The sequence below is a fragment of the Plesiomonas sp. ZOR0011 genome, from assembly GCF_000800945.1.
Taxonomy (GTDB): Bacteria; Pseudomonadota; Gammaproteobacteria; order Enterobacterales; family CAMTGL01; genus Plesiomonas; species Plesiomonas shigelloides.
The window spans coordinates 21688-34676 of record NZ_JRKB01000033.1 but is presented as its reverse complement, the minus strand read 5'-3'; the positions used below and the strand labels follow the sequence as shown (position 1 = coordinate 34676).

Below are 12989 nucleotides of genomic sequence, written 5' to 3'. Positions count from 1 at the left end.
TCAGTCTAGGGCTAACCAGCCTTCTGCTTGCCTGAGTTATCGACTCGCTCTGATTAGTACAGTGAGTTTTTGTTTTCTTCGATAAATTTGGTGTCGAGACGACCAAACATCTTGTAGTAACACCAAACGGTGTAACCCAACACAATCGGAACAAAAATCACTGCAGCACCCAGCATGATACCCAGAGTCTTCTGGCTAGATGTGGCATCCCACATGGTCAGACTGTGTGCCGGCAGGATGCTAGATGGCATCACAAACGGGAACATAGTCACACCCGCGGTTAAAATAATCGCCGCGATCCCCAGTGAAGAGGTCAGGAACGCAAAACCACAACGCTCAAAGCGTGATGCCAGTACCGTCAACAGCGGCATTACCACACCAACGGCAGGGATAGCCCACAATACCGGATAGGTATTGAAGTTCTTGATCCACGCGCCCACTTCCACCATAACTTCTTTATGTAATGGGTTAGACGGTGCCGCGGTATCAATCACCGAGGTGATAACAAAACCACCGATGCCCTTCATGACCCACAGACCGGCCAATGCGAAGCATACTGAAGTCACCAGCGCAGTGATTTGTGCCGCCGCACGAGCACGCACATGCAGCTCACCGGTGGTCTTCATCTGCAGCCAGGTTGCACCTTGCATCACCAGCATCATCAGGCTGACCACGCCACACAACAGGCCAAACGGATTCAGCAGGCCGAAGAAGCCGCCTTTGTATTCCAGACGCAGCAGGCTGTCGACTTCAAACGGAACACCTTGCAGCAAGTTACCGAAGGCAACACCGAACACCAGTGCCGGAACAGCACCACCGATGAACAGGCCCCAGTCCCACATTGCACGCCAGCGCGCATCTTCAATCTTAGAGCGGTAGTCAAAACCGACTGGACGGAAGAACAAGGCGGCCAGCACCAAGATCATGGCGATGTAAAAACCGGAGAAGGCAGCGGCATATACCATTGGCCATGCAGCAAACAGCGCACCACCCGCGGTAATCAACCAAACTTGGTTACCATCCCAGTGTGGGGCAATGGTGTTAATCATTACCCGACGCTCGTTGTCAGTTTTACCGAGGATAGGCAGCAAAGCCCCTACCCCCATGTCAAAACCATCGGTAATCGCAAAACCGATCAGCAGTACACCGACCAGCAACCACCAGACAAAACGCAAAAATTCATAATCAATCATGTTTCAGGCTCCTGCTTATGCCTTGGCATCTTCTGCGACTGGTGCACGGGTCTGTTCGAAGTGATAGCGACCAGTTTTCAGGCTGCTTGGGCCCAGACGGGCAAACTTGAACATCAGGTACATTTCTGCAATCAGGAACAGAGTATACAGACCACAGATCAGCAGCATGGAGAAGATCACATCGCTGGCACCGATGGCAGAGGCTGCCGAGGTGACAGGCAGGATCTCACCCACCGCCCATGGTTGACGACCGTACTCAGCCACGAACCAGCCAGCTTCGATGGCGATCCATGGCAGTGGGATACCCCACAGTGCCAATTTGAGCAGCCATGGTTTTTGCTCAATCTTATGACGGCAAGTCTGGAAGAACGCCATACCGATGATGAACAGCAGCACAAAGCCCACACCCACCATGATACGGAAGCTGAAGAACAGAGGCGCCACTTGCGGAATAGAATCTTTTACCGCCAGTTGGATCTGTGCTTCGGTCGCGTTGGCAACATCGCTGGTATAGCGAGTCAGCAGCAGGCCATAACCCAGATCTTTCTTCGCGGCATCAAACTGCGCACGAATTTCCGGTGTATCTTGGCCATTACGCAGTTTTTGCAGCAGATCGTAAGCCACCATACCGTTACGAATGCGAACTTCGTGCTCTTTCAGCAGATCGCGCAGACCAATTACCGGCGTGTCCAGCGAGCGCGTGGCAATCAGACCCAGCGCATACGGGATCTTGATAGCAAAGTCGGTACGCATCTCTTCCTGATTCGGAATACCGAACAGGGTAAAGGATGCTGGAGGTGGCTGAGTCTCCCACTCGGACTCGATAGCCGCCAACTTCACTTTCTGCACATCACCCAGCTCATAGCCTGACTCATCACCCAGTACCATTACAGACAGGATAGAGGCCATACCAAAGCTAGCGGCAATCGCAAACGAGCGGCGCGCAAATGGAATATCACGTTTTTTCAGCAGGTAGTAAGCACTGATACCCAGTACGAACATGGAACCTGCAACATAACCGGCAGCCACAGTGTGAACGAATTTAACCTGCGCAACAGGGTTCATCACCAGCTCCGCGAAGCTGACCATCTCCATACGCATTGTTTCAAAGTTAAATTCGGCTCCTACTGGGTTCTGCATCCAGCCGTTGGCAACCAAGATCCACAGTGCGGACATGTTGGTACCAATCGCTGTCAGCCATGTCACCATCAGGTGCTGACGTTTAGACAGGCGATCCCAGCCAAAGAAGAACATACCAACAAAGGTAGACTCCAGGAAGAAAGCCATCAGGCCTTCAATCGCCAGAGGCGCACCGAAGATATCCCCTACATAGTGGGAATAATAAGACCAGTTAGTCCCGAATTGGAACTCCATGGTCAGACCGGTAGCTACCCCCAGAGCAAAGTTGATACCAAACAACTTGCCCCAGAATTTGGTCATATCTTTGTAAATCTGTTTGTTGGTCATGACATAGACCGACTCCATTATGGCAAGCAAAAATGACATGCCCAATGTGAGTGGAACAAACAGGAAGTGATACATTGCAGTTAGTGCAAACTGCAATCTTGATAGTTCAACGACATCTAACATCACGACTCCTTGCTTCTTGCAGGAAGACTCCGACTCTCGACCCTCAACTCCGTTGCCAAGATCGTTTTGTATATCGTTACCACCACGGAGTGTAACGATATATGAGCCCCAGACTATTCAATTTCTGCGTTCATAAAAAGTTACGCACTCATTTTATGAACGAAGTCATCACATAACAGCAACCTAAATGACAGGCTGACTAAATATTACGCCTCTAATCCCTTATACGGAATAAGTTTTTTAGTGATTCAAGTTATATTTTTTGCTGTCAGATCAATCTATTTTTTCGCTGACGAGACGGCAAAAATTGATCACCATCAATACCATTAAATAATACTCGCAAACGAAAATTGATGCAGCTCAATTACGGATAAAATAAAGCAAAATATGTTAATGCATTGTTTAATTAACTCAGCGTTATGACACTTTTCTACAGCATGCAATGATAATTATTCTTTTTTCCCATCGAGCACCCATCGGCATGCATATTGCCCATGGCAAATAACACACCGTGATTTAACATTGCGCTTTACATAAAAAGCACATTGAAATTGATACAGTTTGATATATCTGAACATCGTCACAACATGACATTACTTAATCTAATGCAAATCCCTTAGTTTTTGTCGTTTCTGTTTTTATTCCGACCTGCATATAATTTGCGCCATGAAATTGAGGCAGTGAGAATGAAGCCTGTCGCAATCTAAAAAATTTGACCATCATCACTGCGGAGCAGATATGCGCACCACATTATTTAACAAGTTCGCAAAAACTTACACCAAATTATTCAGTGACTTGTTTATGATGCAAAACAAATAAGTGATTAGTTAATTGATAGCAAAAGGCCCGGATAATCCGGGCCTTTTGTTTTAGGGGAAAGGAATAACGAAACGCTTATTGAACTCTATACTCTTCCTACTTGAAGCTGCTGCGGTATTGGCTACGATTGTTCACCCAATCACATAGTTTGACTATGCTCATGGGGATTCACTGACTTGCCGCCTACCTACAACGCCAAGTCGTTTGGGTATAACTTATTGATCGCTTGGTTTTTCTAAACCAAAATGCTGATAAGCACGTTGTGTTGCAATACGCCCGCGTGGCGTGCGCTGTAAAAAACCCTGCTGAATCAGGTACGGCTCCAACACATCTTCAATCGTATCACGCTCTTCACCGATCGCTGCCGCAAGGTTATCCAGACCAACCGGACCGCCCATAAACTTATCAATCACCGCCAGCAGCAGTTTGCGATCCATAAAATCAAAGCCTTCGGTGTCAACGTCCAGCATATCGAGAGCACGACCGGCCACATCCAGCTCGATATCGCCGCACCCTTTCACTTCGGCAAAATCACGCACTCGGCGCAAAAGACGGTTTGCAATCCGTGGTGTACCACGTGAACGACGCGCCACTTCCAGCGCCGCTTCTGCTTGCATATTCAAGCCAAGGCAACGCGCACTGCGACGCACGATATCGGTTAGATCTTCGACCTTATAAAACTCCAGACGCTGCACAATGCCGAAACGATCGCGTAGCGGTGATGTCAGTGAGCCTGCTCGGGTAGTGGCACCAATTAAGGTAAACGGCGGCAAGTCTAATTTAATTGAGCGCGCCGCCGGCCCCTCCCCGATCATGATATCCAGCTGATAATCTTCCATCGCTGGATACAGCACTTCTTCAACAGCCGGTGACAGGCGATGGATTTCATCGATGAACAGTACATCATGCGGCTCGAGGTTGGTCAGCATGGCCGCCAAATCACCGGCCTTTTCCAGTACCGGCCCAGAGGTCGTGCGGATACTCACGCCCATTTCGTTGGCGATGATGTTAGCCAGCGTGGTTTTGCCCAACCCTGGAGGACCAAAAATCAACACGTGATCCAGCGCATCGGCTCGCATACGCGCCGCCTGAATGAAAATCTCCATTTGCGCACGTACATGGTCCTGACCGACGTATTCATTCAGTAATCGTGGCCGGATCGCACGGTCAATGACCTCTTCTTCACGAACGGTCTGCACAGGGGAAATCAGGCGGTCTGCTTCTATCATCCGTTAGCCTTTGTTGTACGCTGTTTGATGGTCACTGGGAGTTAATCGGTTTATCTGTTTTGCCACGCTACTTTAGAGCGCCGCACGCAAAGCATTTCGGATCAGGGTTTCGCAATCGGCACCTTCGGTGGCCACTTTGCTGATCATGCGGCTAGCTTCTTGCGGCTTATAGCCCAAAGCCACCAGTGCTGACGCGGCTTCTTCTTCCACATCGGCTTGCTTAACCACTTGCGCCGATTGCGCCACCGCACCGGCCAAATCATCGGCAGGGGTAAAGAGATCGAAGGTCGCCATGCCTTTGAAGCGATCTTTCATTTCGACGATCAAACGCTCGGCCGTTTTCTTGCCCACACCCGGTAATTTTACCAGTGTACTGATGTCTTCGCGCTCTACTGCGCCAACAAACTGCGCGGCAGACATACCGGATAAAATGGCCAACGCCAATTTTGGTCCGACGCCATTGGTTTTCAGCAGCTCACGGAACAAGGCGCGCTCTTGCTTGTTATTGAAACCGAACAGCAACTGGGCATCTTCACGCACCACAAAGTGAGTAAAGATGATCGCTTCTTGGCCGATATCCGGCAAATCGTAGAAGCAGGTCATCGGCAGCTGGATTTCATAACCCACACCGTTAACATCCAGCAGTACTTCCGGAGGTTGTTTTTCCACAACCAAGCCACGTAAACGTCCTATCACGCTTATCCCCTTGTTATCTGTTGTTGCTGCGATACGGCATAGAATAACGAAAAGGCTGGATGAATATCCAGCCTTTTATAAAGGTTACCGCGACGGGTTAACGAAAACGCCCTTGCGTGATTTGCAAGCGCGGATCTCGCTGCTTGATGGCATGCTGACAAATCTGCGCATGGGTCATGGCGATCGCCAGCGCATCCGCCGCATCTGCCTGCGGGCTACCCGGCAGTTTGAGGATCGTCTTAACCATGTGCTGCACCTGAACTTTCTCGGCAGCACCTGTACCGACGACTGTCTGTTTAACCTGCCGTGCGGCATATTCGAACACCGGCAAATCATGGTTAACCGCAGCAACGATTGCCGCGCCGCGTGCCTGACCGAGCTTTAACGCTGAATCGGCATTGCGCGCCATGAAAACCTGTTCGATGGCAAACACATCCGGACGAAACTGCGTAATGATTTCGCAAACACCGGCATACACCAGTCGCAGACGATTCGGTAAATCATCAACTGCCGTGCGAATACAACCACTGCCCAGATACTCCAGATGCCTGCCCTGCTGGCGGATCACGCCATAACCGGTGATCCGCGAGCCGGGGTCGATCCCCAAAATGATCGACATTGATTACAGCTGATCAGCCACTTCGTCGGAAATATCACCGTTGTGATACACTTCCTGCACGTCGTCGCAGTCTTCCAGCATGTCGATCAGACGCAGCAACTTAGGTGCAGTTTCCAGATCCAACTCAGCTTTGGTGGATGGGATCAGAGATACTTCTGCCATTTCTGCTTCCAGACCAGCTGCATCCAGCGCATCTTTCACGCTACCGAAATCTTCTGGGCTGGTGAATACGTCGATAGAGCCGTCATCGTTCACAACAACGTCATCGGCACCGGCTTCCAGTGCTGCTTCCATCACGGTATCTTCATCCAGACCAGCTGGGTAAGAGATCACGCCTTTTTTGGTAAACAGGTAAGATACGGAACCATCAGTACCCAAGTTACCACCGCTCTTAGTGAACGCGTGACGAACTTCAGATACGGTACGGTTACGGTTGTCACTCAGACATTCAACCATAACAGCAGTGCCGCCTGGACCGTAACCTTCGTATACGATGGTTTCCATGTTGCTATCGTCGTCACCACCCACACCGCGGGCAATGGCACGGTTGACCGTATCGCGGGTCATGTTATTGGACAGTGCTTTATCCACTGCAGCGCGCAGACGCGGGTTGCTAGCAACATCGCCGCCACCCATTTTTGCTGCGACCACCAGCTCACGAATCAGCTTGGTAAAAATCTTGCCACGCTTGGCATCTTGTGCTGCCTTACGGTGCTTAATGTTGGCCCATTTACTATGACCTGCCATAACAATCTCCGCTTTAATCTTATGTTGGTGCAAATACCAGTCGGATTGACCAGCGTCAGCACCCAATTACGAACTCTTCAATTGCCTGCCGGTTGCTCCATGAGCGGGTTAGTGCGGCCGCCTCAGCGGCTGGTAACCAGTGGTAGGCAAGATGTTCCGAAATGACCACCTCACGCTCTTCTGGCAAAGCCAGAATAAACCAGTGCTCCTGATTGCGGGTCACACCGGGTGCGTAACGGTGGCGTAAATGCTCAAAAAGCTCAAATTCCACACAGCGTTGGACATCGGTCAGCGTTAATCCTTCGGCCTGTATATCGATGCCCACTTCTTCCCTGATTTCACGCTGTGCAGTTTGCTGCGGCGTTTCGTCAGCCTCTAGGCTTCCGGTGACGGACTGCCAGTAAGCCTGGTGGTCTTTGCGCTGCAGCATAAGCACCCGTCCGGTTTGGGAACAATAAATGACTACCAGTACCGATTCCGGGCGCTTAAACTTCATGATCACTCCTTGATGTTTTTTACAACATCAATAGAGAGTTCAGCCAGTGCTGCTGGATTGGCAAAGCTTGGTGCTTCGGTCATCAAACAGGCGGCAGCTGTGGTTTTCGGGAAGGCGATAACATCACGGATGTTGTCAGTACCGGTGATCAGCATCACCAGACGATCCAGACCGAAAGCCAGACCCGCATGTGGAGGCGTACCGAACTTCAGCGCATCCAGCAGGAAGCCGAACTTCTCGCGCTGTTCTTGTTCGTTGATCCCCAGAATGCCAAATACAGTTTGCTGCATTTCGCTGCTGTAAATACGCACAGAACCGCCACCCACTTCGTAGCCGTTGATGACCATGTCATACGCGTTCGCTGTCGCGATCAGTGGGTTCGCTTTCAGCTCTGCTGGGCTCATGTCACGTGGCGAGGTGAATGGATGGTGCATAGCAGCCAAACCACCCTCGTCATCTTCTTCAAACATTGGGAAGTCGATAACCCAAAGAGGCGCCCAACCTTGCAGATCTGTCAGACCGAAATCACGGCCCAGCTTGATACGCAGTGCACCCAGTGCATCAGTTACCACTTTCCAGCTGTCAGCACCGAACAGAACGATATCGCCGCTCTGCGCGCCAGTACGGCTCAGAATGCCTTCCAGCACTTCAGCGTTCAGGAATTTTGCAATTGGGCTTTGTACGCCTTCCAGACCGGCAGCGCGATCGTTCACTTTCAGCCATGCCATACCTTTCGCGCCGTATACGCCCACGAACTGGGTGTATTCGTCGATGGTCTTGCGGCTCATCTCGGCACCCTTAGGTACGCAGATAGCTGCAACGCGGCCTTTCGGATCATTGGCTGGGCCTGAGAAGACTTTAAAATCAACGTCTTTTACCAGATCAGCAACATCAACGATTTCCAGTGGGTTACGCAGATCCGGCTTATCAGAGCCGAAACGGCGCATAGCTTCGGCCCAAGTCATGATTGGGAACGGAGCAAAATCCACACCCTTCACGTCTTTCCACAGTTCACGCACCATGCGCTCCATCACTTCACGCACCTGCTCGGCGCTCATGAAGGAGGTCTCCACATCGATCTGGGTAAATTCTGGCTGACGATCAGCACGCAAGTCTTCGTCGCGGAAGCACTTCACGATCTGATAGTAACGGTCAAAGCCGGACATCATCAGCAGCTGTTTGAACAGCTGTGGCGACTGTGGCAGCGCATAGAATTTGCCTTTGTGCACACGGCTTGGCACCAAGTAGTCACGCGCACCTTCTGGTGTGGCTTTGGTCAGCATCGGAGTTTCGATGTCGAGGAAGCCATTGTCATCCATAAAGCGACGAACAAAGCTGGTCACTTTGGCACGCATTTTCAGGCGGCTAGCCATTTCTGGACGACGCAGATCCAGATAGCGGAACTTCAGACGCTGCTCTTCGGTGTTGGTCTGGTTAAAGTCCAGCGGCAGAGGCTCAGCGCGGTTGATGATGTTCAGGGATTGGGCGAAGACTTCCACTTCCCCGGTCGCCATATCTTTGTTGATCTGGCTGTCCGGACGGGCGCGCACAATACCTTTAATCTGAATACAAAACTCATTACGCAGCTCAGAGGCTTGCTGGAATGCTTCCTGATGATCCGGATCGAAGAAAACCTGCACAACACCTTCACGGTCACGCATGTCGATAAAGATCAGGCCGCCCAAATCACGACGGCGGTGTACCCAGCCACACAGGGTCACTTCTTGCCCTTCGTGGGTGCGATTTAATTGTCCGCAATATACGGTGCGCATGGTTTACATCCTTTTGGTAAAACGAAGCAATGCCGACGCTGTGAGGTTTTTACAGCCTGTTATGTTCGCCGAAATCACTCGCTTTTAATTTTCGTACCAACTCTGAGTTTGCCTCGTTTACAGACATCGGCATCCGTAAACGAGGCAAACCAACCGACCTTATGGCCTTTGACAAAAGGCGAGTATTATAAAGGATAATGACTATCCAATAAAACTAAAGCCCCGAGATTAATCGGGGCCAATGATGCTGAATGTGTGCTGAGTGTTCAAAATCTGTATTAGCGGCGGTTGCCCATGATCCGCAGCAGCATTAAGAACAGGTTGATGAAGTCCAGATACAGAGTCAGCGCACCGACAATGGAGTACTTACGGAAGTTCTCTTTATCGTCGACAGATAACTGCTCACCGATCATTTTCAGCTTCTGAGTGTCATAGGCAGTTAAGCCGACAAACAGCACCACACCAATGTAGGTGATCACCCACATCAAGGTATCACTCTTGAGCCACATATTAACCAGTGACGCCAGAACGATACCAATCAGCGCCATGAACAACATGTTGCCAAAACCGCTCAAATCACGCTTGGTGGTATAACCATACAGGCTCATCGCTCCGAACATACCGGCAGTCACCAAGAAAGTCGAGGCGATGGAGCTTGCGGTATACATGATAAAGATGCTGGACAAGGTCAAGCCGGTCAGCGCCGAATAGAGCATGAACAGTGAGGTAGCCATTGCGCCACTTAAGCGCTGCAACATACCAGAGAGCACAAACACCAGTGCTAACTGAGCGATAATCAGCCCGAAGAACGTGATGTTACTGGAGAAAACAAAGTTGAGGACAGCTGGAGAGCTGGCCGCATACCACGCCACAAACGCAGTTAACAGCAAGCCACAGGTCATCCATCCATAGACTTGTGCCAGATACGCCTGGATACCACCTTTTGCTCGTTCAACGAGCGCACCATTTGAATTTGGATACATAATCCGTCACCCTTTTGCTGTTTTGTTGTCTGCCGGAAGTCGCCGTGTCACCATAAGCAGGTTTACCACGCCGATGATGTCGTTTTTCTCCTCAACACAATCGATTGATTGATTTTGTTGAGCCGATTTTCCGCCAGACCTTCAGATATACAAGAAGTTAACCTGATTGCGCATTTATGCAAGTTGCATTGTAAGCCTGCGAATGACTGCATTGTTTCTATTTGTGTCTTTTTTGCCTAAAATTAACGTCAACTCAAATTTGTGCTCTGTACATCATAAAAAATAACACAAGGATCGTTCTTTTGGACAACCGCTGCGTCAGTTCTCTCCGTTGCCGGATCACTTTCTCTTTTTGCTTATGTAGCATGCTGCTATTGAGCGCGCTGGCGGTCACTCAGCCCGCCTACGCATCTCACGTGCTGCAACTCACCAATGGGCAAGGAAAGACGACGCAATTATCCATGACACAGCTCAACGCGATGCCGCAATTTAGCATCAGCACCTGTACCCCATGGACAGAGCAGCGCCATACCTTTTCTGGGCCAAAGCTGTCGCAAGTGCTAGCACAAGCCGGTATTTACAGTCAGCGCATCGAAATTCAGGCAATCAACGGTTACCAAATCACACTGTCTCCCGCGGACCTCTCCCCGTATGCTCCGATACTGGCGACAGAAATAGACGGCAAACCAATGCGAATTCGGGATAAAGGACCGTTGTGGTTAATTTTACCGTTGGATCAATATCCGGTATTACACAAATCCTTATTCTATGCTCAAATGGCATGGCAGATAAAAAGCATCCGGGCGGTTAAGGATTAACCGTGGCTAAAATGAGGGTTGGGATGACCTGGTCAAAAAGCAATAAATGGCTCTGGGCGCTGGGAGCGGCCTTTGCTGTTTTTGCCCTGCTATCAATCATATTGTTCACGCTGGGAGTGGGATCGCTCAAGATCACCCATTCCAACAGTTCGTGGGCGCTGATGCAGCTGCAAATGGAGCAGCAAAAAATGCAATCGGCGCTCAAACTGTACCGCTCCGGTCAAGCCGACATTGATGAACTGTACTTGCGCTATGAAGTGATGTGGAGCCGTTTTCCGGTGCTGCTGGAAGGCGAAGAGCGCAAAGCCGTCGATCAGGTAACCGGTGCTGACCATGTTATTCGTGACTATTTCACCGATTTCAAAACGCTAGAACCGCTCTTTAACCAAGATACGCTCAGTGAACTCAATTTGCAGCAGGTGCAGCAGGTTCTCGATCGCCACGCGACCAGCCTCGACCGGCTGATAAACCAATTTTTCCATGTCTATCGCTACTATCAGTTAACCGGTAATGACAGCACGCTGCTGGCCAGCCGTCTGCTGGGCGTAACACTGGCTGCCGCGCTGATCATTGCGCTGACCGGCTTTTACCTGCTGGCACGCCAATTACGCGCCGAGCGTCAGCGCGCCACACAAGACCCTGTCACCGGCTTACCCAAGCGCGCGCAACTGCTGGATACGCTGCATCACATTGATTACGACCACCAGCGGGTCGGTTTGATGCTGTTTGATATTGAATCATTTCGCATGATTAACGGTAGTCTTGGCTTTGAAACCGGCGATCTGGTGCTACGGCTGACCACCCACAGTTTAAATAAAGTGCGTCCGGCGGATAGCCAGCTGTTCCGCACCGGCAATGATGAGTTTGCCCTGCTGTTGCCGGTACACAAAGATACCGAATTGCAGCAAATTGCCTCGCAACTGCAAGAAAAACTGCGGGCGATGAGTCACTATTTACCTCAGCGAACCTCAGTGCTGTTTTGCTGCGGCGCGGCGATCAGCAATCCTCAACGTCAGCAAGAAGCCTTGATGCAATCGGCGGAGATGGCACTGACCGAAGCACGCCAGCAACACCGAACCGGGATTGTCACTTTTACCCGTCCACTGCAAGCGCACAAAACCGAGCGGTTACGCGCGCTATCAGAAACCTTGCGCCAAGATCTGGAGCAAGAAGCCCTCACGCTGCACTTCCAACCGATTTTGGATGCCTGTACTCAACAAGTGCGGATGGTGGAAGCCAGCCCACGCTGGTATCACCCACGCTTTGGTCAAGTGAGCACCCGTGAGTTGTGGCAGCTGGCGGAAAACAGCTCTCTGACGCGGCCACTTAGTCACTGGATGCTGAACAAAAGCCTGCAACAGCTGCAACAATGGCATGTTGAGTTTCCGCAGCAACCCCTGGCGCTGTGTATCCCGATCAGTAATTACTTGCTGTATCCGGAGTTACCACCTCTGCTGGCTGAATTGCTGAAAACCTATGAAATCAATCCAGATCGGGTGACGCTGCAAATCGATGGTGATAACCCGAGCGATGCCATGACGGCGGTGTTGTACAACCTGCACAAGATGGGGCTGAAACTGGCCTTAGGTGGGTTTGGTCGTAATCCGGCCTCACTGGTGGCCTTCCAGCGCGTATTGCTTGATTACATCAAAATTGATTGCACGCTCTATACCGAGCTAACGCGCAATCGTAAGCAGCAAATTTTGCTGCGCGGGATTTTACAAATAGCACGACGGTTGAATATTCGGATTATTTTTGACCAGATCAATACGTCGCGTCAGTTCCAATCAATCTCCAGCATGATCTCTGCCAATTGGGTGCAAGGTGATCACTTCTGTCGGGCCTTGCCCGCCGAAGGAATCAACCTGTTTATGCTCAATCACACTTATCTGAGAGATATGCAAGAGGTGGTTTCTTAACCCGCGAGCCATGTTACAATTTACGCATAAGAGACTAAATGCTGCGGTATCCCATTTAGCCCAAGACACATTCATCACACAAAGCTATGATGAGTGATATTTTTTTAT

Annotated in this window: 11 protein-coding genes; 2 read left to right on the top strand and 9 right to left on the bottom strand. The window is 50.5% G+C overall.

Going from position 1 to position 12989, the window contains the following annotated elements; translation table 11 throughout:
• Nucleotides 1-53 precede the first annotated feature (53 nt).
• The 9 genes from cydB to L975_RS05540 form a co-directional block, all read right to left on the bottom strand.
• Nucleotides 54-1193: a cytochrome d ubiquinol oxidase subunit II gene (gene cydB, locus L975_RS05580; RefSeq protein ID WP_039046192.1), complete on the bottom strand. Its 1140-nt coding sequence runs from the start codon at nucleotides 1191-1193 to the stop codon at nucleotides 54-56.
• A 15-nt stretch (nucleotides 1194-1208) separates the two neighbouring features.
• A complete protein-coding gene (cydA, locus tag L975_RS05575) occupies nucleotides 1209-2783 on the bottom strand; it encodes a cytochrome ubiquinol oxidase subunit I (protein ID WP_010861928.1) in 1575 nt (524 codons plus the stop codon).
• A 1034-nt stretch (nucleotides 2784-3817) separates the two neighbouring features.
• Nucleotides 3818-4831 carry a Holliday junction branch migration DNA helicase RuvB gene (gene ruvB / locus L975_RS05570; protein WP_010861929.1) on the bottom strand — a complete coding sequence of 338 codons (1014 nt, stop codon included), beginning with the start codon at nucleotides 4829-4831 and terminating at the stop codon, nucleotides 3818-3820.
• A 72-nt stretch (nucleotides 4832-4903) separates the two neighbouring features.
• Nucleotides 4904-5527 (bottom strand): Holliday junction branch migration protein RuvA, encoded by a 624-nt coding sequence (ruvA, locus tag L975_RS05565; protein WP_010861930.1) that lies wholly within the window; start codon nucleotides 5525-5527, stop codon nucleotides 4904-4906.
• Nucleotides 5528-5624: 97 nt separating this feature from the next.
• Nucleotides 5625-6146 carry a crossover junction endodeoxyribonuclease RuvC gene (gene ruvC / locus L975_RS05560; protein ID WP_010861931.1) on the bottom strand — a complete coding sequence of 174 codons (522 nt, stop codon included), beginning with the start codon at nucleotides 6144-6146 and terminating at the stop codon, nucleotides 5625-5627.
• Nucleotides 6147-6149: 3 nt separating this feature from the next.
• A complete protein-coding gene (locus L975_RS05555; protein ID WP_010861932.1) occupies nucleotides 6150-6893 on the bottom strand; it encodes a YebC/PmpR family DNA-binding transcriptional regulator in 744 nt (247 codons plus the stop codon).
• A gap of 55 nt (nucleotides 6894-6948) precedes the next feature.
• Nucleotides 6949-7389 (bottom strand): dihydroneopterin triphosphate diphosphatase, encoded by a 441-nt coding sequence (gene nudB / locus L975_RS05550; protein ID WP_047707640.1) that lies wholly within the window; start codon nucleotides 7387-7389, stop codon nucleotides 6949-6951.
• Nucleotides 7390-7391: 2 nt separating this feature from the next.
• Entirely contained in the window at nucleotides 7392-9161 is a 1770-nt protein-coding gene (aspS, locus tag L975_RS05545; RefSeq protein ID WP_047707638.1) for an aspartate--tRNA ligase, read from the bottom strand.
• Nucleotides 9162-9439: 278 nt separating this feature from the next.
• Nucleotides 9440-10144, bottom strand: coding sequence for a Bax inhibitor-1/YccA family protein (locus tag L975_RS05540; RefSeq protein ID WP_010861935.1), 705 nt, complete (start codon nucleotides 10142-10144; stop codon nucleotides 9440-9442).
• A 461-nt stretch (nucleotides 10145-10605) separates the two neighbouring features.
• Here L975_RS05540 and L975_RS05535 point away from each other — a divergent pair, with 461 nt between their 5' ends.
• Together L975_RS05535 and L975_RS05530 are read left to right on the top strand one after the other, a co-directional pair.
• Complete coding sequence (locus L975_RS05535; protein ID WP_177326619.1) at nucleotides 10606-10962, top strand: molybdopterin-binding oxidoreductase; 357 nt, start codon at nucleotides 10606-10608, stop codon at nucleotides 10960-10962.
• A gap of 23 nt (nucleotides 10963-10985) precedes the next feature.
• Nucleotides 10986-12881 carry an EAL domain-containing protein gene (locus L975_RS05530; RefSeq protein WP_047707637.1) on the top strand — a complete coding sequence of 632 codons (1896 nt, stop codon included), beginning with the start codon at nucleotides 10986-10988 and terminating at the stop codon, nucleotides 12879-12881.
• Nucleotides 12882-12989 lie beyond the last annotated feature (108 nt).

What these genes read in the sequence shown, in the direction of transcription:
- cydB (WP_039046192.1), bottom strand. Translation starts at nt 1,193, where the DNA reads ATGATTGATTATGAATTTTTGCGTTTTGTCTGGTGGTTGCTGGTCGGT.
- cydA (WP_010861928.1), bottom strand. Translation starts at nt 2,783, where the DNA reads ATGTTAGATGTCGTTGAACTATCAAGATTGCAGTTTGCACTAACTGCA.
- ruvB (WP_010861929.1), bottom strand. Translation starts at nt 4,831, where the DNA reads ATGATAGAAGCAGACCGCCTGATTTCCCCTGTGCAGACCGTTCGTGAA.
- ruvC (WP_010861931.1), bottom strand. Translation starts at nt 6,146, where the DNA reads ATGTCGATCATTTTGGGGATCGACCCCGGCTCGCGGATCACCGGTTAT.
- L975_RS05555 (WP_010861932.1), bottom strand. Translation starts at nt 6,893, where the DNA reads ATGGCAGGTCATAGTAAATGGGCCAACATTAAGCACCGTAAGGCAGCA.
- nudB (WP_047707640.1), bottom strand. Translation starts at nt 7,389, where the DNA reads ATGAAGTTTAAGCGCCCGGAATCGGTACTGGTAGTCATTTATTGTTCC.
- aspS (WP_047707638.1), bottom strand. Translation starts at nt 9,161, where the DNA reads ATGCGCACCGTATATTGCGGACAATTAAATCGCACCCACGAAGGGCAA.
- L975_RS05540 (WP_010861935.1), bottom strand. Translation starts at nt 10,144, where the DNA reads ATGTATCCAAATTCAAATGGTGCGCTCGTTGAACGAGCAAAAGGTGGT.
- L975_RS05535 (WP_177326619.1), top strand. Translation starts at nt 10,606, where the DNA reads ATGACACAGCTCAACGCGATGCCGCAATTTAGCATCAGCACCTGTACC.
- L975_RS05530 (WP_047707637.1), top strand. Translation starts at nt 10,986, where the DNA reads ATGACCTGGTCAAAAAGCAATAAATGGCTCTGGGCGCTGGGAGCGGCC.